19 protein-coding genes are annotated in these 21,121 nt (G+C 71.3%); 16 read left to right on the forward strand and 3 right to left on the reverse strand.

Annotated features, from left to right (window positions below; translation table 11 throughout):
- Window positions 1-59 precede the first annotated feature (59 nt).
- The 3 genes from SVTN_RS23620 to SVTN_RS23630 all read left to right on the forward strand — a co-directional run bounded on the left by SVTN_RS23620 (window position 60) and on the right by SVTN_RS23630 (window position 3,229).
- Window positions 60-1,640: an acyl-CoA mutase large subunit family protein gene (locus tag SVTN_RS23620; protein ID WP_041130890.1), complete on the forward strand. Its 1,581-nt coding sequence runs from the start codon at window positions 60-62 to the stop codon at window positions 1,638-1,640.
- Between the two features lie 76 nt (window positions 1,641-1,716).
- Complete coding sequence (gene leuE / locus SVTN_RS23625; protein WP_041134184.1) at window positions 1,717-2,370, forward strand: leucine efflux protein LeuE; 654 nt, start codon at window positions 1,717-1,719, stop codon at window positions 2,368-2,370.
- 37 nt (window positions 2,371-2,407) lie between these two features.
- On the forward strand, window positions 2,408-3,229 hold the full coding sequence (locus SVTN_RS23630) for a MerR family transcriptional regulator (protein WP_041130891.1): 822 nt from the start codon (window positions 2,408-2,410) through the stop codon (window positions 3,227-3,229).
- Window positions 3,230-3,300: 71 nt separating this feature from the next.
- On the opposite strand, the gene SVTN_RS23635 is transcribed toward SVTN_RS23630, so the two are convergent.
- On the reverse strand, window positions 3,301-4,617 hold the full coding sequence (locus SVTN_RS23635) for a polysialyltransferase family glycosyltransferase (protein WP_041130892.1): 1,317 nt from the start codon (window positions 4,615-4,617) through the stop codon (window positions 3,301-3,303).
- Window positions 4,614-5,633 carry a glycosyltransferase family 2 protein gene (locus SVTN_RS23640; RefSeq protein WP_041130893.1) on the reverse strand — a complete coding sequence of 340 codons (1,020 nt, stop codon included), beginning with the start codon at window positions 5,631-5,633 and terminating at the stop codon, window positions 4,614-4,616. Before SVTN_RS23640 ends, SVTN_RS23635 begins: the two co-directional genes overlap by 4 nt.
- 219 nt (window positions 5,634-5,852) lie before the next feature.
- Between SVTN_RS23640 and SVTN_RS23645 the strand changes: the two genes are divergently transcribed.
- The 13 genes from SVTN_RS23645 to SVTN_RS23705 all read left to right on the forward strand — a co-directional run bounded on the left by SVTN_RS23645 (window position 5,853) and on the right by SVTN_RS23705 (window position 20,148).
- Window positions 5,853-7,142 (forward strand): DUF6716 putative glycosyltransferase, encoded by a 1,290-nt coding sequence (locus SVTN_RS23645; protein WP_041130894.1) that lies wholly within the window; start codon window positions 5,853-5,855, stop codon window positions 7,140-7,142.
- On the forward strand, window positions 7,142-8,326 hold the full coding sequence (locus SVTN_RS23650) for an acylneuraminate cytidylyltransferase (RefSeq protein WP_041130895.1): 1,185 nt from the start codon (window positions 7,142-7,144) through the stop codon (window positions 8,324-8,326). Before SVTN_RS23645 ends, SVTN_RS23650 begins: the two co-directional genes overlap by 1 nt.
- Window positions 8,327-8,337: 11 nt before the next feature.
- The gene (locus SVTN_RS23655) at window positions 8,338-9,231 is read left to right on the forward strand and encodes an N-acetylneuraminate synthase family protein (protein ID WP_041130896.1); all 894 of its coding nucleotides are present in this window, start codon (window positions 8,338-8,340) and stop codon (window positions 9,229-9,231) included.
- The gene (locus SVTN_RS23660) at window positions 9,228-10,391 is read left to right on the forward strand and encodes a hypothetical protein (protein WP_041130897.1); all 1,164 of its coding nucleotides are present in this window, start codon (window positions 9,228-9,230) and stop codon (window positions 10,389-10,391) included. The genes SVTN_RS23655 and SVTN_RS23660 overlap by 4 nt, the downstream gene beginning before the upstream one ends.
- A gap of 116 nt (window positions 10,392-10,507) precedes the next feature.
- Window positions 10,508-11,728 carry an amidohydrolase gene (locus SVTN_RS23665; protein ID WP_041130898.1) on the forward strand — a complete coding sequence of 407 codons (1,221 nt, stop codon included), beginning with the start codon at window positions 10,508-10,510 and terminating at the stop codon, window positions 11,726-11,728.
- A gap of 372 nt (window positions 11,729-12,100) precedes the next feature.
- On the forward strand, window positions 12,101-13,159 hold the full coding sequence (locus SVTN_RS23670; RefSeq protein WP_041130899.1) for a BMP family lipoprotein: 1,059 nt from the start codon (window positions 12,101-12,103) through the stop codon (window positions 13,157-13,159).
- A gap of 119 nt (window positions 13,160-13,278) precedes the next feature.
- Window positions 13,279-14,988, forward strand: coding sequence for an ABC transporter ATP-binding protein (locus SVTN_RS23675; protein WP_041130900.1), 1,710 nt, complete (start codon window positions 13,279-13,281; stop codon window positions 14,986-14,988).
- Window positions 14,985-16,100, forward strand: a complete 1,116-nt coding sequence (locus SVTN_RS23680) for an ABC transporter permease (protein ID WP_041130901.1) — start codon at window positions 14,985-14,987, stop codon at window positions 16,098-16,100. Before SVTN_RS23675 ends, SVTN_RS23680 begins: the two co-directional genes overlap by 4 nt.
- Entirely contained in the window at window positions 16,097-17,359 is a 1,263-nt protein-coding gene (locus SVTN_RS23685) for an ABC transporter permease (protein ID WP_041130902.1), read from the forward strand. Before SVTN_RS23680 ends, SVTN_RS23685 begins: the two co-directional genes overlap by 4 nt.
- Entirely contained in the window at window positions 17,356-17,760 is a 405-nt protein-coding gene (locus tag SVTN_RS23690) for a cytidine deaminase (protein ID WP_041130903.1), read from the forward strand. The genes SVTN_RS23685 and SVTN_RS23690 overlap by 4 nt, the downstream gene beginning before the upstream one ends.
- A gap of 82 nt (window positions 17,761-17,842) precedes the next feature.
- Window positions 17,843-19,120, forward strand: coding sequence for a thymidine phosphorylase (locus tag SVTN_RS23695; protein WP_041130904.1), 1,278 nt, complete (start codon window positions 17,843-17,845; stop codon window positions 19,118-19,120).
- 100 nt (window positions 19,121-19,220) lie between these two features.
- The gene (locus SVTN_RS23700) at window positions 19,221-19,811 is read left to right on the forward strand and encodes a Uma2 family endonuclease (protein WP_041130905.1); all 591 of its coding nucleotides are present in this window, start codon (window positions 19,221-19,223) and stop codon (window positions 19,809-19,811) included.
- Window positions 19,812-19,872: 61 nt separating this feature from the next.
- A complete protein-coding gene (locus SVTN_RS23705) occupies window positions 19,873-20,148 on the forward strand; it encodes an STAS domain-containing protein (RefSeq protein ID WP_052499273.1) in 276 nt (91 codons plus the stop codon).
- Here SVTN_RS23705 and SVTN_RS23710 read toward each other — a convergent pair.
- A complete protein-coding gene (locus SVTN_RS23710; RefSeq protein ID WP_041134185.1) occupies window positions 20,137-21,108 on the reverse strand; it encodes a sigma-70 family RNA polymerase sigma factor in 972 nt (323 codons plus the stop codon). The genes SVTN_RS23705 and SVTN_RS23710 overlap by 12 nt on opposite strands.
- Window positions 21,109-21,121 lie beyond the last annotated feature (13 nt).

The raw sequence follows: 21,121 nt of genomic DNA on the forward strand, positions 1-21,121 counted from the left end.
GAGGGTCGGTACCGCTGGGTGAACGGGTCCGAGCACAGGTCTACCGGGAGGCACAACGCATGGCGCGCGAGTCGGAGTCGGGGCTGCCCATCGAGCCGGTGTACGGGCCGGACGCCCTGGACGGTTGGGATCCCGCCGAGAAGCTGGGCGAGCCGGGCGCGTACCCCTTCACGCGCGGTGTGTACCCCTCGATGTACACCGGGCGGCCCTGGACGATGCGGCAGTACGCCGGTTTCGGCACCGCCGTCGAGTCCAACGCCCGCTACAAGGAGCTCATCGCCCACGGCACCATGGGCCTGTCGGTAGCCTTCGACCTGCCGACCCAGATGGGCCACGACTCCGACGCCCCGATCGCACACGGCGAGGTCGGCAAGGTCGGCGTCGCGATCGACTCGATCGACGACATGCGGGTCCTGTTCGACGGGATCCCGCTGGACAAGGTCTCCACGTCGATGACGATCAACGCCCCCGGCGCGCTCCTCCTGCTGCTCTACCAGCTCGTCGGCGAGGAGCAGGGCGTCCCGGCGGACAAGCTGACCGGCACGATCCAGAACGACGTGCTCAAGGAGTACATCGCCCGCGGCACGTACATCTTCCCGCCGAAGCCCTCGCTCAGGCTGATCGCCGACATCTTCAAGTACTGCAGGGCCGAGATCCCGAAGTGGAACACGATCTCGATCTCCGGCTACCACATGGCCGAGGCGGGTGCCTCGCCCGCGCAGGAGATCGCGTTCACCCTCGCCGACGGCATCGAGTACGTCCGCACCGCCGTCGCCGCGGGCATGGACGTCGACGACTTCGCGCCCCGGCTCTCCTTCTTCTTCGTGGCCCGTACGACGATCCTGGAGGAGGTCGCGAAGTTCCGGGCGGCCCGCCGGATCTGGGCGCGGGTGATGAAGGAGGAGTTCGGCGCGAAGAACCCCAAGTCGCAGATGCTCCGCTTCCACACCCAGACCGCCGGGGTGCAGCTCACCGCCCAGCAGCCCGAGGTCAACCTCGTGCGGGTCGCCGTGCAGGGCCTCGCGGCCGTCCTCGGCGGCACGCAGTCGCTGCACACCAACTCCTTCGACGAGGCCATCGCCCTGCCGACGGACAAGTCCGCCCGCCTGGCCCTGCGCACCCAGCAGGTCCTGGCGTACGAGACGGACGTGACGGCCACCGTCGACCCCTTCGCCGGCAGTTACGTCGTGGAGAAGATGACCGACGACGTCGAGGCCGCGGCCCTGGAGCTGATGGGCCGGGTCGAGGAGATGGGCGGCGCGGTCAGCGCGATCGAGCGCGGCTTCCAGAAGAACGAGATCGAGCGCTCGGCGTACCGGATCGCGCAGGAGACCGACAGCGGCGAACGGGTCGTCGTCGGCGTCAACCGCTACACGATCGACGTCGAGGAGCCCTATGAGCCGCTCCGCGTCGACCCGGCCATCGAGGCCCAGCAGGCCGAGCGCCTGGCCCGGCTGCGCGCCGAACGCGACCAGGCGGCCGTGGACGCGGCCCTCGCCGAGCTGAAGAAGGCGGCGGAGGGCACGGACAACGTCCTCTACCCGATGAAGGACGCCCTCAAGGCCCGGGCCACGGTCGGCGAGGTCTGCAACGCGCTCCGGGAGGTCTGGGGCACGTACGTCCCGACCGACGCGTTCTGACCGGGTCCGCCGGCGAAAGATCCCATCTGTTGAAATTTAAAGCGGAGTGTCGTACCGGTATGCGACACTCCGCTTCATGCTGGGTGTCACCGATCTTCCGACCTATCTCGCCGGGCTCGTCCTCATCATCCTCCTCCCGGGGCCGAACTCGCTGTACGTGCTGTCCGTCGCCGCCCGCAAGGGCACCCGGACCGGATACAAGGCCGCCGCCGGGGTGTTCACCGGCGACGCGATCCTCATGACGCTGGCCGCCCTCGGCGCGGCCTCGCTGCTCCAGACCACCCCGCTGCTCTTCATGATCGTGAAGTACGCGGGCGCGGGATACCTGGCCTGGATGGCGTACGGAATGCTGCGCGCCGCCCTGGCGATGTGGCGCACCCGGCACGAGCCCGCCGCCGAGTCCGCCGCCGAGCCGGACGCCGGACCGTCGGAGCACCCGTACCGCCGCGCACTGATCATCAGCCTCTTCAACCCGAAGGCGATCCTCTTCCTGATCTCCTTCTTCGTGCAGTTCGTGGACCCGTCCTACGCCTACCCGGCGCTCTCCTTCCTGGTCCTCGGCACCCTGCTCCAGCTCGGCAGCTTCCTCTACCTCACGACCCTGATATTCGGCGGGACCCGGCTCGCCGCCGCCTTCCGCCGCCGCAAGCGGCTCTCGGCGGGCGCCACCACCGCCGCCGGCGCCCTCTTCCTCGGCTTCGCCGTGAAGCTCTCCCTGGCCGGTGCTTGACCCTCACACCGTGTGAGGCCGTTCCGTAGGGGGCGTCATGTTTGCCATCGGAGACTTCGCCCGGCACGGGCGGGTGTCGGTCCGGATGCTGCGCCATTACGACGCGATCGGACTGCTGCGCCCGGCCCACGTCGACCCGCACAGCGGCTACCGCTTCTACTCGGCGGACCAGCTCGCCCTGCTCAACCGCGTCATCGCGCTCAAGGACCTCGGCTTCACCCTCGAACAGGTGGGGGCGATCCTCCGGGACGAGATCGGCGCGGAGGAGCTGCGGGGGATGCTGCGGCTGCGCCAGGCCGAGCTGGAGGCCGCCCTGGAGGCGGCGCGGGCCCGGCTCGCCCAGGTCGGGGCGAGGCTCCACGCCATCGAGAGCGAGGGACGCATGTCCACGCAGGACGTCGTCGTCAAGAAGGTTCCCGCCGTCCGGGTCGCCGAGCTGAGCGGGGTCGCCGAGAGCTTCGGCCCGGAGGACATCACCCCGGTCATCGGGCCGCTGTACGAGGAGCTGTGCGGCCGCCTGGAGGCCGCGGGCGTCACCGGTTTCGGCCCGGCCGTCGCGTACTACGAGGACGCGGGCCGGGGGGACGGTTCGGTCCGCGTGCACGCGGCGACGACCGTGCCCGAGGGCACGGTCGCGGAGGGCGTCGAGGTGCACGTCCTGCCCGGCATCGAGGAGGCCGCCACCATCGTCCACCGCGGTTCGATGGACGAGATCCTGCCGACCGTGCAGACCCTGGCCGCCTGGATCGACACCAACGGCTACCGCTCGGCCGGCTACGCCCGTGAGCTGTACCTGGAGTGCCCGGAGGACCCGGCCGGCTGGGTCTCCGAGATCCAGGAGCCGATCATCCGCGCCTGACCCCCCTCGTGGCCTCTGCGGGCCCGGGACCCCCGCACGGGTTCCCGGGCCCGCCCTTTCGGTGGGGTCCGCTACTTCTTCAGCGCCTTGCGCAGGCGCAGTGCGCGGCGCGCGAGCCGGCGGACCTTGGGGTGGCGGGGGATCGGCAGGCCGCCCGGCAGGTTCAGGACGGTGAGGCGGCGCAGGGTGAAGTGGTGCCGGGTGCGCTCGGCGAGCGGGCCCGAGAGGTGCCGTACCGCGGGTTCCCGCAGTTCCGGGCGTATCTTCGGCTGCATCGCGAAGCCGACCGCGGCGACCAGGTCGTTCAGCTCCTCCGTACCGACCGCGGTGTCGTCGACCTCCCCCTCCAGGGGCGGGACGACCGCGTCGACGACCGTGAGCGGGATCCGGTTGCTGTTCTGGAACGGGGTGAGCCGCTCCAGGAGGGCGCGCGTGCCGACCCGGGCGACCGGCACCCCGTAGAAGGTCGCCGCCGTGAGCAGCGCCGTCGAGAAGCAGCCGACGACGAGCGCGGGCCGCAGCTCGCGGTAGAGCACCTCGGCGAGGACCGGCCGGTCCTCGACGGTCAGTTCGGCGCCGAGCTCCTCCGCCGCCTCCACCAGGGTCCGCGACCAGGCGTCCGGGGCCGTCGGGTGCGGCTTGAAGACGAGCCGGCGGTGGCCGCGGGCGATCGCGCCCCGGACCATCCGCAGGTGCAGTTCCTCCTCCTCGGCGGCGGTCAGCAGGTTCAGCGCGGCCAGGTACTGGCCGAGGAGCAGCGCGGGACCCTCCCCGGCGGCCCCGGCGGCCGGTCCCGCCAGCTCCTCCACGACCTTCGTGAACGCCTCCGTCGGCACCGGCTCCGGCACCGCGCCGAACTCGGCGAGCAGCAGCGGCGCGAGCCCGGGGACGAGGTCCAGGTGGAGCAGCCGGCCCACGCGCCCGCCGATCAGCGGGTCGATCTTGTTGCGGGTCGGCCCGTAGCTCATCAGGCCGTCCGCGTACACCGTGATCGGGGCCTCGGGAAGCAGCTGGGCGATGGCGAGCGCGGGCGTCACCTGGATCGATTCCAGGGCGAGTTCGACGCGGTCGTCGCCGAGCTCCCACAGCTTGCGCAGATGGCGCTGGAGCATGGGCAGGTCGCTCGCGCGGGGGGTCCAGCCGGCCGGGTGGAGCGGGGAGATCGTCTCGTTCCAGGACAGGACGGAGTCGAAGCGGCCGCGTACCCGCTCGAAGCCCTCGGCCTCGTCCAGGGCGGGGGTCGTCTCCGGCACGGCCGCGTTGTTGGTGACGAGGAGGATCCGGCGGTCGGCGGGGCCGAAGCCGCCGCTGTCGAGCGCGGCGGCGAGCGTCACGGCGCCGTAGAGGGTGGAGGCGCAGAAGATCTGGGTGGTCCGGCGGGTGCTCACGCGGCCACCTCCGCGGACTTCGCTCCGGCCTCGTGGGCCGGTGCCGTCGGCGGGGGTGCGGGGCGGCGCCTGCGCAGTCGGCGCAGCATCGTCGCGCGGTCCCCGCCCATCGCGGTCAGGGCCTCGTCGAGGACGTCCTGCGGCATCCGTCGCAGCGCGCCCGCGCTCATCGCCTTGAGCTGGCGCGCCACCTCGGGCTCGAACCTTTCGATCGAACCGATGTGATGGGAAATCACCGCGCAATACGTACGGACGGCCTTGGGAAGAAGACGGTCCGCGTCCGCGTCCTTCGCGGTTTCCTCGATCACCTGGTCGAAGGCGCGGATGAAATCCAATTGCCGGACGTCGCCGATCTGGGTGAGCGAGGTCGCGACTCCGCGCCGGTAGAAGACGCCGAGTTCCCCGATCGCCGCGAACGATTCCGCCTCGCGGTGCAGTTTCCAGATCCAGGGCCGGTCCTCGGCCGTCCGCAGGCCGTGCGGGAAGTGCAGCAGGCCCCGGTCGAGGAGCCGCCGGTGGTAGATCCCGGCCCAGGCGTACGGGTAGTCGACCGAGGTCGTGCGGTGCGACGGCAGGATCGCGTCCCGGGGGCGCAGCACCTCGCCGCGCCGGGGGACCGGCACCCGCCGCACCGCCCGCTGGCGGCCGGTGACCGTGACGTGGTCGGTGCGCAGGAAGTCGCAGCGCAGTTCCTCGGCGGCGGCGACCAGCCGGTCGTAGTAGCCGGGGGCGAGCCAGTCGTCCCCGTCGAGGAAGGCGACGTACTCGCCGCGGGCGGCGTCCAGGCCGGTGTTGCGGGCCGTGGCGAGGCCCTCGTTGTGCGCGTGCCTGATCAGGACGGCACCCGGGATCTCGCGCGCGGCCCGTTCGAGGAGCTCCGGGGTCCCGTCCGACGAGCAGTCGTCGACAAGCAGGAACTCGAAGTCCTCGCGGGCGTTGGCCCGCAGGCTCGTGAGGGTGTCGGGGGCGTATGTCTGCACGTTGAAGAACGGCACGACGACGGAGAGCTTGACCACGCGGCCGACGCTAGGCGCCGCCCCGGCATTACCGCCGACCGCCGGGCGGCCTTTCGGTGAACACCAAGCGGCGGGCCGATTAACCGCCTTTACCTACGGGGAAAATCGGCCTCTCCGTAGCCGGATAACGACCCACTTCAACGGGCGGGAAGGCTCTGTTCACCGTTTGTTGTGGCTCAGTTGGGCCGGAAAGCGGAATGCCCTTCTAGCGTCCTCGACGTGCCAGCAAGTACCAGAGAAGCGATACGGGTCGCCGTACTCGCCGACTCCGACACCCGGTGGAAATGGGGCGCCCTCACCGCGCGCCGCATCACCACGGCGACCGCCGAGCCCACCGGTTTCGTCCTGCGCGGACGGGCCACGCCCACCGCGCGCCAGCTCGCCGAGACCGGGGTGTCCCAGGCCGCCCCGCGCGAGGTGACGGGCGCGGAGTTCCTGCGCGCGGTACGGGACGCGGAGGCGCGCGGCGAGGGATACGACGTCCTCGTGCTCGCCCTGGTCGGCGGCACCGTCCGGGCCGTCCTCCAGGGGCTGGCCGACCTCGCCCTGGAACGGCGCCCGGTGATCGTCACCGGCTACGTCGGGGTCGTCTACGAGAAGCTGACCGACGGCCTGCTGCTGCGCCACGGCGCCGACGTGGTCCTCGCCAACTCCCGTCACGACGCCGAGCGTTTCCGCGCCGTGTACGAGGGCGTGGGCGCCGGCGCCGACTCGGTCGTCGAGGCCGCGCTGCCCTTCCTCGGCGGCGCCCCGCACGCCCCCGAGACCGGCCGCGACACCCTGGTCTTCGCCGCCCAGCCCTCCGTGCCCGCCACCCGGGCCGAACGGGCCTACGTACTGCGGCGGTTGATCGGGCACGCCCGCCTCCACCCGGGCCGCGAGGTCCTCCTCAAGCTCCGCTCCAAGCCGGGCGAACACACCACGCACCTGGAGGAGTTCCCGTTCCAGAAGCTGGTGCGCGAGCTCGACCCGCCGGACAACTTCCGGCTCGTGTACGGGCACATGGGCGAGGTCCTCGACCGCACCGACCTGCTCGTCACCGTCTCCTCCACGGCCGCCCTCGAAGCGCTGCACCGCCGGATCCCCACCGCGATCCTCACCGACCTCGGGGTCCGCGAGGCGCTCGGCAACCACCACTTCGTCGGCTCCGGCCTGCTGACCTCCTTCGACCGGCTCGACAAGGGGGACGTGCCGGCGCCCGACGAGACCTGGCTCGCCCGGCAGGGCGTCGCCTCCGGCGGCTCGTACGGGGAGGCCTTCGACGCCGCCCGCGAGCGGGTCGCCGAGCTCCTCGCGCTTCCCGCGCTGCCCCCGATCAGCCCCTACTACACCGCGGAGACGGCCCCCGGCTACCTGCCCGGGATCCTCGCCCGCCACCGCCTGGACGTCACCGCGCCGGAACCCCGCGAGAGCGGGCTCCGCCGGGTCGTCCGGGAGGCCGCGCGGGGCGCGTACCGCCACGGCGTGCAGCGCGTCGCCCCCGTCATCCGCCGCCTGGGAGAACTGTGATGTCGACCCCCACCGTGCTTGCCGTCATCCCCGCCAGGGGCGGCTCCAAGGGCGTGCCCGCCAAGAACCTCGCCCCGGTGGCCGGGATCCCCCTGGTGGCCCGCGCCGTCCACGCCTGCCTCGGCGCCCGCACCGTCACGCACGTCGTCGTCTCCACCGACGACGCCGCCATCGCGGCCGCCGCCCGCACCGCCGGAGCCGAGGCCGTCCAGCGGCCCGCCGCCATCGCGGGCGACACCGCCACCAGCGAGGCCGCCGTGCTGCACGCGATGGACGCCTTCGAGGTCACCCACGGCCGCCCGGCCGACGTGGTCCTCCTCGTCCAGTGCACCAGCCCCTTCCTCACCTCCGCCGAGGTCGCCGAGACCGCCGAACGCATCACCTCGGGCGCCGCCGACACCGCGTTCACGGCCGCCCCGTCCCACGGCTTCCTGTGGCGCGAGACCCCCGAAGGGGCCACCGGCGTCAACCACGACAAGGCGCACCGCCCGCGCCGCCAGGACCGCGAGCCCGAGTACCTGGAGACCGGCGCCGTCTACGCGATGGACGCGGCCGGCTTCCGTACCCACGGGCACCGCTTCTTCGGCCGCACCGCGCTCGTCGTCACCGACCCCGCCCGGGTCCTGGAGATCGACGACCCGCACGACCTCGCCCGCGCCAAGGCCCTCGCGCCGCTCCTCGACGAGCCCGTCACGCCCGGCTTCGCCGACGTCGACGCCGTCGTCCTCGACTTCGACGGCACCCAGACCGACGACCGCGTCCACCTCGACGCCGAGGGCCGCGAGTTCGTCTCCGCGCACCGCGGCGACGGCCTCGGCATCGCGGCCCTGCGCCGCGCCGGACTGCCCGTCCTCATCCTCTCCACCGAGCAGAACGCCGTGGTCGCCGCCCGCGCCCGCAAGCTCAAGATCCCCGTCCTGCACGGCATCGACCGCAAGGACCGCGCCCTCAAGGAGTGGTGCGAGGCCGAGGGCATCGACCCGCAGCGCGTCCTCTACGCCGGCAACGACGTCAACGACCTGCCCTGCTTCCACCTCGTCGGCTGGCCCGTCGCGGTGAGCAGCGCCCACGACTCCGTACGGGCCGCCGCCCGCGCGGTCACCGTCACCCCGGGCGGCGCCGGAGCGATCCGCGAGATCGCCGCCTGGCTCCTCGGACCCGAGCTGAACACCCCCAACCCGTAAGGAAAAGCACCATGAGCACCCGTCTGCGCACCCTCGGCACCAAGACCGCCGGCCCGGGTCAGCCCGTCTACGTCTGCGGCGAGATCGGCATCAACCACAACGGCGACCTCGACAACGCCTTCAAGCTGATCGACGTGGCCGCCGAGGCCGGCTGCGACGCCGTCAAGTTCCAGAAGCGCACCCCGGAGATCTGCACCCCGCGCGACCAGTGGGACATCGAGCGCGACACCCCCTGGGGCCGGATGACGTACATCGACTACCGCCACCGCGTGGAGTTCGGCGAGGACGAGTACCGCAAGATCGACGAGTACTGCAAGGAGAAGGGGATCGACTGGTTCGCCTCCCCGTGGGACAACGAGGCCGTCGCCTTCCTGGAGAAGTTCGACGTCCCCGCCCACAAGGTCGCCTCCGCCTCCCTCACCGACGACGAGCTGCTCCGAGAGCTGCGCGCCACCGGCCGCACGGTGATCCTCTCCACCGGCATGTCGACCCCGAAGCAGATCCGCCACGCGGTCGAGGTCCTGGGCTCGGACAACATCCTGCTCTGCCACGCCACCTCGACGTACCCGGCCAAGGCCGAGGAGCTCAACCTGCGCGTCATCCAGACGCTCCAGGAGGAGTACCCGAACGTCCCGATCGGCTACTCCGGCCACGAGACCGGCCTCCAGACCACCCTCGCCGCCGTCGCCCTCGGCGCCACCTTCGTCGAGCGCCACATCACCCTCGACCGCGCCATGTGGGGCTCCGACCAGGCCGCCTCCGTCGAGCCGCAGGGCCTCCAGCGCCTGGTCCGCGACATCCGCACCATCGAGACCGCGCTCGGCGACGGCGTCAAGAAGGTGTACGAGTCGGAGCTCGGCCCGATGAAGAAGCTCCGCCGGGTCCAGGGCGACGCCGCCGCATGACCGGGCAGCTGGCGTTCGTCGAGAGCCCGGTCCAGCTTCTGAACGTCCTGGAGTGGGCGCACACGCAGTCGACTGCCCCCGTTGTGGGCACAACGGACGGCGCCCCTGCCGGGCCCAGGCTCCCGGCCCCCAGGGTGCCCACGAGCGCGGCACCCGCAACGGACGGGGCCACGGACGCCACCACCCTCACGGTCGTCGTGCTCTCGCCGACCGACCCCATGTCGCGTGGCCAGCTGCGCCGGATGGCCCAGCTGGCCCGCGACCAGGGCCTCACCGTCCACTGGCAGGAGGCCCGCAACGGCCGGGGCGCGCTCGTCCGCACCCTGCGCGAGCTCGCCCGGCCGCTGCGCTCGGCGGAGCGGGTGATCATCGGGGACCCGTTCTCCCGGTACGTCCAGCTCCTCCTGACCCTCTTCGCCCCCCGGCACCTGACGGTCGTCGACGACGGCACCGCGACCATGGAGTTCGCCGCCCAGCTCGGCCGCGGCGAGCGCCTGGTGCGCTGGCACCGCAAGGGCAGCCTGGGTCCCCGCGAGCTGGTCCTCGCCCCCGTCACGACCCTCGCGCGGCGGAAGCTCGCCCCCACCCGGGGTCGTACCGTCGAGATCTTCACCTCGCTGCCCGTGGAGGCCCCGCCCGGCGTCACGGTCACCGAGAACGCGTACGCCTGGACCCGGGACACCTTCGGCCCGCCGCTGCTCACGGGCGGTGCGGACCTGGTCGGCACCTCGCTCGTCGAGACGGGCGTCGTCGACGCCGACCACTACGCGCGCGTGGTGAGCGAACTCGCCCGCGCCCACGGCGCCACCCGCTACTTCGCGCACCGCAGGGAGAGCGCCGAGAAGCTGCACCGGATCGCGGTCGAGACGGGCCTCCAGGTGGTCCGGCCCGAACTGCCCCTGGAGCTGATAGCGCGACGCGGCCCCATCGGGCGTACGGTCGTCAGCTTTCCGTCCACGGTCGTGCACACCCTGCCACTGGCCCTGGCCGGCACGGGGGTGAAGGTCGCCGTCATCGACATAGCGCCCGAGTGGCTGCGGGCGACCGCCTCACCGCGTGCCCAGGGCTTCCTGTCCGGTATCACGGGCACCGCGGCCCACGAGGTCGACCGGCTGACCACCCGGGCGACCCATCCGGCCGACCGGCTCGAATTCGGCTGAGCGTACCCACAAGGAGTGAGCTTCATGCCTGGGAAACCGAGATTCTTTCCCCTAAGGGGCTGAACTTTTTGTGATCAACGGGCAGTTGACCTCTCTGCGGGCCTACCCTTCAAAGGGTGAACCAGTTGAAGTCCCGTGAGCCAGGCTCCGTCACCCTGCCCGGAACGCTGTCCGACTCCCTGCGCGCCGAACTCGTCGCCTTCCGCAGGGACTTGCACATGCACCCCGAGCTCGGGAACCAGGAGTTCCGTACGACCGCCGCGCTCAAGGCCCGCCTGGAGGCGGCCGGCCTCGCGCCGAAGGTCCTCCCGGCCGGCACGGGGCTCATCTGTGACATCGGCACCCGGGCCGGCGGCCGGCCCATGCTGGCGATCCGCGCCGACCTCGACGCGCTGCCCATCCCCGACGTCAAGACCGTCGCCTACCGCTCCACCGTGGCCAACCGCGCCCACGCCTGCGGACACGACGTCCACACCACCACCGTCCTCGGCGCCGGACTCGTCCTCGCCGACCTCGCCCGCCGGGGCCTGCTGCCGAACGCCGTGCGGCTGATCTTCCAGCCCGCCGAGGAGGTCCTGCCCGGCGGCGCCGCCGACGCCGTCGAGGCAGGGGTCCTGGACGGGGTCGGCCGGATCATCGCCGTCCACTGCGACCCCCGCGTCGACGCCGGGAAGATCGGGCTCCGGGTCGGCCCCATCACCTCCGCCTGCGACCGCCTGGAGATCACCCTCGACGGCCCCGGCGGCCACACCGCCCGCCCGCACCTCACCACCGACCTCGTCACCGCCGCCGCCCGGGTCGCCACCGACGTCCCCGCCGTCCTCGCCCGCCGCGTCGACGCCCGCTCGGGCCTCTCGGTGACCTGGGGCCGCATCGAGGCCGGCCACGCACCGAACGTCATCCCGCAGCACGCGGCGCTCTCCGGCACCGTCCGCTGCCTCGACCTGCCGACCTGGCGGGAGGCGCCCGATCTGGTCCACGCGGCGATCGACGAGGTCGCCACCCTGCACCGGGCCAAGTCGACCGTCACCTACGTCCGCGGCGTCCCCCCGGTCGTGAACGACCCGCTCGTCACCGAACTGCTGCACGACGCCATGGCGGCCCGCCGGGGCTCGCACGCGATCGAGGACACCGAGCAGAGCCTCGGCGGCGAGGACTTCTCCTGGTACCTGGAGCACGTCCCCGGCGCCATGGCCCGCCTCGGCGTCCGCGTCCCAGGCGACGCCCGGGTCAGGGACCTGCACGCCGGCGACTTCGACGTCGACGAGCGGTGCATCGAGACCGGCGTGGAGCTCTTCACGGCCGCGGCCCTGCTCGACGCCACGCCCCAGGGCTGACATCCGGCCGGACGGAGAGGGCGGGAACGTGCCGGGCGGAGGGCGGGAACGCGCCGTACGGAGGGCGGGAACGTGCCGGGCGGAGGGTGGGGCCCGCTTCGAACAGGACCGCTCATCCGTCCGGCCCACCGCCGTCCCACGCCCGGCCCAGCGCCCGGCGCGTCGCCTCCCGACCCCTGTCCGGCCACCCTTCCCCGGCGGTATAACCGGCGGTACCGGGCCGAACGCCCCCGGTCGCCTCGGCTGGCCGGTTCGCGACGATCCGATAACGACTCATGAACGGGTCTTTAACTGACATCTACGCGCGTTACGATCGCCGCGAAACCAGCGCCGGAAGAGGCGCTTTCGGTCAGTCTTGAAGGGACCCTCCTCTTGCGCCGGATCACCAGGATCACGACCGTGGGCATCGCCTCTGCGGCGCTCGCGCTCTCCGCCACCGCCTGTGGCAAGTCGTCGAACAACACGGGCTCCAGCCCGTCCTCGTCCTCGCAGGCGACCAAGGTCGCCCTCGCGTACGACATCGGCGGCCGCGGCGACCAGTCCTTCAACGACGCCGCCTACGCCGGCATGAAGAAGGCCGAGGACGAGCTCGGCGTCAAGGGCTCCGAGGCCGAGCCGTCGCAGGGCGAGAGCGACGCCGACAAGGTCGCGCGCCTCACCTCGCTGGCCCGCGCCGGCAACAACCCGGTCATCGGCGTCGGCTTCTCCTACGCCCCGGCCATCGCGAAGGTCGCCAAGGCCTTCCCGAAGACCACGTTCGGCCTCATCGACGACACCTCGGTGACCGCCCCGAACATCGCCAACCTGGTCTTCAACGAGGAGCAGGGCTCCTACCTGGCCGGCGTCGCCGCCGCCAAGACCTCGAAGACCGGCACCGTCGGCTTCATCGGCGGCGTCGAGGTTCCGCTGATCAAGAAGTTCGAGGCGGGCTTCACGCAGGGCGTCAAGGACACCAACCCCAAGGCGAAGGTGCTCACCCAGTACCTGACCCAGCCGCCGAACTTCGACGGCTTCTCGAAGCCCGACCTCGGCAAGGCCGCCGCGCAGGGCCAGCTCGACAAGGGCGCCGACGTGATCTACGCCGCCGCCGGTCTGGCCGGTTCCGGCTCGATCGAGGCCGCCGCGACCGCCGGCAAGTGGGCCATCGGCGTCGACTCCGACCAGTACAACCAGTCGGGTCTGTCCTCGTACAAGGACCACATCCTGACCTCGGTCACCAAGAACGTCTCGGGCTCCGTCTTCAACCTGATCAAGTCGGTCAAGGACGGCAAGCCGGAGTCCGGTGAGATCCGCTACGGCCTCGCCACGGACGGCGTCGGCCTGGCCGACTCCAACCCGGCGTACAAGAAGATGACCGACGTCATCGCCGCCGTGGACGCCGCGAAGAAGAACATCGTCGACGGCAAGATCACGGTCAAGACCGCTCCGTAAGGACACCCAGGTCACGACCTGAGCCCGGGCCTGGGATCCGGTGGCACCCCCCGCCGGATCCCGGGCCCTGGGCCCATTCCCGTACGGGTTTTCATTTTTCGGCAGCGCTACGCGCGTAGATGTCTCCCTGGCACGATAACTTCGCCCCGCCCTGCCCTCCCGCTCCCACTCCTTCCGGCCAAGGAGAGTGCGTCATCAACGCGTCCAGCCCCCCTGCCGTAGAACTGCACGGCATCACCAAGCGTTTCCCCGGCGTCGTCGCCAACAAGGACATCGCCATCACGGTCCGCAAGGGGACCGTGCACGCCCTCATCGGCGAGAACGGCGCCGGCAAGTCGACCCTCATGAAGATCCTCTACGGCATGCAGAAGCCGGACGAGGGCACCATCGCGGTCGACGGCGAGCAGGTCACCTTCTCCAGCCCCGGTGACGCCATCGCGCGCGGCATCGGCATGGTGCACCAGCACTTCATGCTCGCCGACAACCTCACCGTCCTGGAGAACGTCGTCCTCGGCGGCGAGAAGCTCTACGGCATCGGCGCCAAGGCGCGGAAGAAGATCCAGGAGATCTCCGACGCGTACGGCCTCGGCGTCCGCCCCGACGCCCTCGTCGAGGACCTCGGCGTCGCCGACCGGCAGCGCGTGGAGATCCTCAAGGTCCTCTACCGCGGCGCCCGGATCCTCATCCTCGACGAGCCGACCGCCGTGCTCGTCCCGCAGGAGGTCGACGCGCTCTTCGACAACCTGCGCGAGCTCAAGTCCGAGGGCCTGACCGTCATCTTCATCTCGCACAAGCTGGGCGAGGTCCTGAAGGTCGCCGACGACATCACCGTCATCCGCCGGGGCACCACGGTCGGCACCGCCGACCCGAAGACCGCCACCACCAAGCAGCTCGCCGAGCTGATGGTCGGCAGCGAGCTGCCCTCGCCGGAGACCCGCGAGTCGACGGTCACCGACGTCCCGATGCTCAAGGTCGCGAACCTGACGCTCCTCGAGAGCGGCGCCGTCGGCGCCCCGCTGACCACCGCCGCCCCGGCCGACCCGTCCGCCGCGGTCACGATGCACGAAGAGGCCGCGGCCGGCCGCAAGCTCCTCGACGACATCTCGCTCACCATCCACAAGGGCGAGATCCTCGGCATCGCCGGCGTCGAGGGCAACGGCCAGACCGAGCTCATCGAGGCCCTCATGGGCATGTCCACCCCCGACGCGGGCGTCATCAGCCTCGACGGCGAGGACATCTCCAAGGTCTCGGTGCGCAAGCGCCGCGAGGGCGGCATCGGCTACATCCCCGAGGACCGCCACCGCCACGGCCTGCTCCTGGAGGCCCCCCTCTGGGAGAACCGCATCCTCGGCCACGTCACCGAGGCCCCCAACTCCAAGCGCGGCATCCTCGACCCGAAGGCCGCCCGCAAGGACACCGAGCGGATCGTGCGCGAGTACGACGTCCGCACCCCCGGCATCGACGTCACCGCGGCCTCCCTCTCCGGCGGCAACCAGCAGAAGCTGATCGTCGGCCGCGAGATGAGCCACAACCCCAAGTTCCTGATCGCCGCCCACCCCACCCGCGGTGTGGACGTCGGCGCGCAGGCGCAGATCTGGGACGCGATCCGGGACGCCCGCCGCGAGGGCCTCGCGGTGCTGCTGATCTCCGCCGACCTCGACGAGCTGATCGGCCTCTCCGACACCCTCCGGGTCATGTACCGCGGCAAGCTCGTCGCGGACGCCGACCCCGCCACCATCACGCCCGAGCAGCTGGGCTCCGCCATGACCGGCGCGGCCACCGGCCACCTCGAAGGCACCGAGCAGTCCGAAGACGGTGACGCCCGATGATGAAATTCGACAAGGACAAGCTGATCATCGGGGCCGCCGGCCCGGTGCTCGCCCTGGTCACCTCCTTCGTGCTCACCGTCCTGGTGCTGCTCGCGACGGGCCTGGACCCGATCGAGCCGATCCGGCTGATGATCGACAACGCCGGGTACTCCGACGTCCAGGTCCTCATCGTCAACCAGACGGGGATCTACTACCTGGCAGCGCTGGCCGTGGCCATCGGCTTCCGGATGAACCTCTTCAACATCGGCGTCGAGGGCCAGTACCGCCTCGCCGCGATGGTCTCGGCGCTGGTGGGTGCGGCCATCGACCTGCCCGGCCCGCTGCACATCCTGGTCATCGTGCTCGTCGCCATCGCGACCGGCGCCCTCTGGGCCGGTATCGCGGGCATCCTGAAGACCACCCGCGGTGTCTCCGAGGTCGTCTCCACGATCATGCTCAACGCCATCACCACCTCCCTGGTGGCCTGGCTGATCCTGCCGAAGAACTTCGGCGTCCAGCCCGCCGGCTCCAACGACCTCACCACCGGTCAGATCCCCGAGTCCGGCTGGTTCCCCGGCATCGACATGGGCGAGGGCGGCCAGATCTACGGCTTCACCTTCGTCGCGCTCGCGCTCGGCGTCGTCTACTGGTTCATGCTCAACCGCACGCGCTTCGGCTTCGACCTGCGCGCCACCGGTGAGAGCGAGTCCGCGGCCCAGGCCAGCGGCGTCGACGCCAAGAAGATGATCCTCACCGCGATGCTGATCTCGGGCGGCCTCGCCGGTCTGGCCGGCATGCCGATCCTGCTCGGCGAGTCGCACACGTACAGCCTGGCCTTCCCGGTCAACGTCGGCTTCACCGCCATCACCGTCGCGCTGCTCGGCCGCAACCACCCGGTCGGCATCCTCTTCTCGGCCCTCCTCTTCGCGTTCCTCGACAAGGCGTCCTCCAGCCTGGACGTCGAGGGTTACCCGAAGGAGATCACCGAGATCATGCAGGGCATCATCGTGATCGCCGTGGTCGTCTCCTACGAGCTCGTCCGCCGTTACGGCCTCCGCCGCCAGCAGCAGAAGGTCGGCGAGGAGCTCGCCGCCGGCGGCGCCATCAAGACCGACAAGGAGGTGGCGGCATGAGCACCGGCACCGTTGCCAAGCCGAGCGCCGCGCCCAAGAAGGCCGGACGCCGCAAGCTGACCTGGCCCTGGATCCTGCTGATCGTCGCGGCCGGTCTCGTCCTCTTCTCGCTCGTCCGCGTCGTCTCCGGGGCCGACGACCTCACCTCCGTCGGCCAGATCTCCGGCGCGCTCCAGCTCGCCGTGCCGATCGCCATGGCCGGTCTCGGCGGTCTGTGGTCCGAGCGCGCGGGCGTCGTCAACATCGGCCTCGAAGGCATGATGGTCCTCGGCACCTGGTTCGGCGCCTGGGCCGGCTACCAGTGGGGCCCGTGGACGGGTGTCGTCGTCGGCATCCTCGGCGGCGCGGTCGGCGGTCTGCTGCACGCGATCATCACCGTCACGTTCAACGTGAACCACATCGTCTCCGGTGTGGCGATCAACATCCTCGCGGTCGGCTTCACCAAGTACCTGTCGAACTTCACCTTCGACAAGGCCGAGGGCGGTTCCTCCAAGCAGTCCCCGCGCATCGACCCGATCACCGACATCACCATCCCGGGGCTCTCCGACTGGCTGGCGGACCTCCACGGCAAGCACTGGTTCCTGATCTCGGACCTCGCCGGCATCCTCGGCGGCCTGGTCACCAACCTGTCGGTGCTCACGATCGTGGCCGCCCTGCTCATCCCGGCCACCTGGTGGGTGCTGTGGCGCACGGCCTTCGGCCTGCGGCTGCGCTCCTGCGGTGAGAACCCGGTCGCCGCCGAGTCCCTCGGCGTCAACGTCTACAAGTACAAGTACATCGCCGTCGTCGTCTCCGGCGGCCTCGCCGGCCTCGGCGGCGCGTTCCTCGCGATCGTCTCCACCGGCATCTACCAGGAGGGCCAGACCGGCGGCCGCGGCTACATCGGTCTCGCCGCCATGATCTTCGGCAACTGGATGCCCGGCGGCATGGCCATGGGCGCCGGCCTCTTCGGCTTCACCGACAGCCTCAAGCTGCGCGGCGGCGCCGAGAACGTCCACGCGCTCCTCCTGCTCGTCGCGCTGCTCCTGGTGATCGCCGCCGCGTGGCAGCTGTACAAGAAGAAGTACATCCCGGCGGTCATCGCCGCGGTCTTCTCCGTCGGCTTCTTCCTCTGGTACGCGCTGACCGACCAGGTCCCGAGCCAGTTCGTCGACGCCGCCCCGTACATCACCACGCTGCTCGTGCTCGCCCTCTCGGCGCAGCGCCTGCGGATGCCCAAGGCGGACGGCCTGCCGTACCGGAAGGGCCAGGGCAAGTGACGCCCGCCGCTGCGGAACCCGACTGGGAGCTGCTCCGGGAGACCGCCCGCGAGGCGATGTCCCACGCGTACGCCCCGTACTCGGGCTATCCGGTCGGCGCGGCGGCCCTCGTGGACGACGGGCGGGTGATCTCCGGCTGCAACGTGGAGAACGCCTCCTTCGGCCTCGGCCTGTGCGCCGAGTGCGGGCTCGTCTCGCAGCTCCAGGCGACCGGCGGCGGCCGGCTCACGCACTTCGTGTGCGTGGACGGGCGGGGCGAGTCCCTGGTCCCGTGCGGGCGCTGCCGGCAGCTCCTGTACGAGTTCGGGGGCCCCGAACTGGTCCTGGAGACGCCCGCCGGGTTCCTCACCCTGGCGGACATGCTTCCGCAGGCCTTCGGGCCCGGCCACCTCGCCAAGTAGCACCTCGGAGCGACCCTTCCGGCACGATGGGAGGGTCGCTCCCCTTTCCTCCCCCCTCTATGCGCGTAGAAAGAGGCACACCATGGACGTCATCTCCGTCATCCGCACCAAGCGGGACAAGGGCGAGCTGAGCCCCGAGCAGATCGACTGGGTCATCGACGCGTACACCCGCGGCGAGGTCGCCGACGAGCAGATGTCCGCCCTGGCCATGGCCATCCTGCTGAACGGCATGAACCGCGCGGAGATCGCCCGCTGGACCGCCGCGATGATCGCGTCCGGCGAGCGCATGAACTTCGACTCCCTCTCCCGGCCGACCGCCGACAAGCACTCCACCGGCGGCGTCGGCGACAAGATCACCCTCCCGCTCGCCCCGCTCGTCGCCGCCTGCGGCGCGGCCGTGCCGCAGCTCTCCGGCCGCGGCCTCGGCCACACGGGCGGCACGCTCGACAAGCTGGAGTCCATCCCCGGCTGGCGCGCCCTGCTCTCCAACGAGGAGATGCTGCACGTCCTCGACACCACGGGCGCGGTCATCTGCGCGGCGGGCGACGGCCTGGCCCCCGCGGACAAGAAGCTGTACGCGCTCCGCGACGTGACGGGCACGGTGGAGGCGATCCCGCTGATCGCCTCGTCGATCATGTCGAAGAAGATCGCCGAAGGCACCGGCTCCCTGGTCCTGGACGTCAAGGTCGGCACCGGCGCCTTCATGAAGAACATCGAGGACGCGCGCGAGCTGGCGCGGACGATGGTCGGCCTCGGCACGGACAGCGGCGTGAAGACGGTCGCCCTCCTCACCGACATGTCGACCCCGCTCGGCCTCACCGCGGGCAACGCCCTCGAGGTCCGCGAGTCCGTCGAGGTCCTCGCCGGCGGCGGCCCGAAGGACGTCGTCGACCTCACGATCGCCCTCGCGGCCGAGATGCTGGCCGCCGCCGGCATCAAGGACGCCGACCCGGCGAAGGCCCTCGCGGACGGCTCGGCGATGGACGTCTGGCGCCGGATGATCGCGGCCCAGGGCGGCGACCCGGACGCGACCCTCCCGGTCGCCCGCGAGCAGCACGTCGTCACGGCCCCGTCGACCGGTGTCCTGACCCGCCTCGACGCGTACGACATCGGCATCGCCGCCTGGCGCCTGGGCGCGGGCCGCGCCCGCAAGGAGGACCCGGTGCAGGCGGGCGCGGGCGTCGAGCTCCACGCGAAGCCGGGCGACACGGTGACGGCGGGCCAGCCGCTCCTCACCCTCCACACGGACACCCCGGAGAAGTTCGACTACGCCCTGAAGTCCCTGGAGTCGGCCTGGGACATCGCGGCCCCGGGCACGGAGTTCACCCCGAACCCGATCGTCCTGGACCGCATCGCATAGGCATATGCCTAAGACACCTTCGGGTGAACGGGACCGGTGGACCCCTGCCGGTCCCGTTCGGCATGCTGGGATCGGTGACACATCGACAGAGGAGACCGCCATGAGCGCACTCACCGTCGACCACTCGCCCTCTGGGTACGAGTGGAACGACCTCGTCCGGCTCTGGGAGGAGACGGACGCGCCCGAGGGCTGCAAGGTGGAGATCATCGAGGGGATCATCACCGTGTCACCGCCGCCTGCCAACGACCACAACGACATCGCTGACCAGATTCAGCGGGCGCTCTACACAGTGATCCCGCAGGATTGGGGCATTTACCAGACGCTCGGTGCGGCGGTTCCGTCCCGTCAGGGGCTGTTCATCCCTGATCTGGCCGTGGTGCCCAAGGCGGTGCTGCGCGGCGAGGGCGGGTACTTCGTCTCAGCCGCTGGCGCGGAGATGATCGTCGAGATCACATCGCCGTCCAATGCGGGTACGGACCGGATCACGAAGGCCGCTGGGTGCGCCCAAGCCGGTGTGCCGCTTTACCTCCTGGTTGACTCGTTCGCTCCGGGTGGCCCCACCATCACTCTCTACGGTGAGCCGAAGGGCGACGTCTACCGCGTACTGAGCGCGGTCCCGTTCGGCGAGGAGATCCGCCTCCCCGCCCCCTTCGACCTCACCCTCGACACCGCAGAGTTCCCCGTCACGTGAACAGCAGTACCCGGTCACGCCCCTGGCGATGAGTTCCGGGCACGCCGACGGTCAGAGGGATGTGGACACCAGTCAGCCCCTTGTCGTCACCCTGCCCGCCCACCCCACCCGGGAGGAGCTGGCCCGGCTGTGCGCCGAGCTCGCCGCCGCCCCGCCCTGTGAGGTCGTGTGCGAGGTCGGCGCCCTCGCGCGCGCCGATCTCGCCGCCGTCGACGCCCTCGCCCGGCTGAAGCTCGCCGCCGGGCGGCAGGGGCACCGGATCCGGTTCGAGGGAGCGGGGCCCGAGCTGCGGACCCTGCTCCTCCTCACCGGCCTCGCCGAAACGCTAGGCCTCTAGCCGCGCCGGGAGGTCGAAGAGCGGGAACCAGCGCTCCGTGTCCAGGAAGAAGTCCATCCCGGCGACCTTGCCGTCCCGCAGCTCCAGGACGATCAGCGCCCACGGGCTGAAGCCGCCCTCCGGGTCCGGGTGGTACTGGGCGAAGGCGGGGGAGCCGTTCGCCACGGTCGGCACCAGCTTCGAGCCCGAGCAGACCTCGCCGACGCCCAGCATCCAGCCCACGATGTTCTCGTGGCCCTGGAGCCACAGGTCGTACGGCGGCATGGACATCGTCGCGTCCTCGTGGAGGAGCGCGGTGAGCGCCTTCATGTCGTAGCCCTCGAAGGCGGCGACATAGCGCTCCAGGAGCGCCTTCTGCTCCTCGTCCAGCGGGTCCGCCGCGTCGGAGGCGGCCGGCGCCTGCTCGGCGAGGGTCGCGCGGGCCCGCTGGAGGGCGCTGTTGACCGAGGCGACCGAGGTGTCGAGGAGCTCGGCGACCTCGCTCGCCTTCCAGGCGAGCACCTCGCGCAGGATGAGCACGGCCCGCTGCTTGGGCGGCAGGTGCTGGAGCGCGGCCACGAACGCGAGCCGCACGGACTCCCGGGAGAGCGCCGTCTCCGCCGGGTCCCCGGCCGAGGGCATGACCCGCCCGTCCGGGATCGGCTCCAGCCAGGTGATCTCCGGCTGCTTCACGAGCTGCGCCTGCGCGACGGGCGTCGGCCCGGTGAGGTCCATGGGCCGTGCTCTCCTGTTCCCCGCGTTCAGCGCGTCCAGGCAGACGTTGGTGGCGATCCGGTACAGCCAGGACCGCAGCGAGGAGCGGCCCTCGAAGGAGTCGATGGCCTTCCAGGCCCGGACCATGGTGTCCTGCACCGCGTCCTCCGCCTCGAAGGAGGATCCGAGCATCCGGTAGCAGTAACCGGTCAGCTCCCTGCGGTACTTGTCGAGTTCCTCGGTCGTCGCGGTCGCGGCGTCACTCATCGGGTCCACACCC

Origin of the sequence: Streptomyces vietnamensis, from assembly GCF_000830005.1 — a bacterium.
GTDB lineage: Bacteria > Actinomycetota > Actinomycetes > Streptomycetales > Streptomycetaceae > Streptomyces > Streptomyces vietnamensis.

Excerpts from the sequence above, each read along its gene's own strand:
- SVTN_RS23620 (WP_041130890.1), top strand. The coding sequence starts at position 60 with ATGGCGCGCGAGTCGGAGTCGGGGCTGCCCATCGAGCCGGTGTACGGG.
- leuE (WP_041134184.1), top strand. The coding sequence starts at position 1,717 with ATGCTGGGTGTCACCGATCTTCCGACCTATCTCGCCGGGCTCGTCCTC.
- SVTN_RS23630 (WP_041130891.1), top strand. The coding sequence starts at position 2,408 with ATGTTTGCCATCGGAGACTTCGCCCGGCACGGGCGGGTGTCGGTCCGG.
- SVTN_RS23650 (WP_041130895.1), top strand. The coding sequence starts at position 7,142 with ATGTCGACCCCCACCGTGCTTGCCGTCATCCCCGCCAGGGGCGGCTCC.
- SVTN_RS23655 (WP_041130896.1), top strand. The coding sequence starts at position 8,338 with ATGAGCACCCGTCTGCGCACCCTCGGCACCAAGACCGCCGGCCCGGGT.
- SVTN_RS23660 (WP_041130897.1), top strand. The coding sequence starts at position 9,228 with ATGACCGGGCAGCTGGCGTTCGTCGAGAGCCCGGTCCAGCTTCTGAAC.
- SVTN_RS23675 (WP_041130900.1), top strand. The coding sequence starts at position 13,279 with ATGTCTCCCTGGCACGATAACTTCGCCCCGCCCTGCCCTCCCGCTCCC.
- SVTN_RS23680 (WP_041130901.1), top strand. The coding sequence starts at position 14,985 with ATGATGAAATTCGACAAGGACAAGCTGATCATCGGGGCCGCCGGCCCG.
- SVTN_RS23685 (WP_041130902.1), top strand. The coding sequence starts at position 16,097 with ATGAGCACCGGCACCGTTGCCAAGCCGAGCGCCGCGCCCAAGAAGGCC.
- SVTN_RS23695 (WP_041130904.1), top strand. The coding sequence starts at position 17,843 with ATGGACGTCATCTCCGTCATCCGCACCAAGCGGGACAAGGGCGAGCTG.
- SVTN_RS23700 (WP_041130905.1), top strand. The coding sequence starts at position 19,221 with ATGAGCGCACTCACCGTCGACCACTCGCCCTCTGGGTACGAGTGGAAC.
- SVTN_RS23710 (WP_041134185.1), bottom strand. The coding sequence starts at position 21,108 with ATGAGTGACGCCGCGACCGCGACGACCGAGGAACTCGACAAGTACCGC.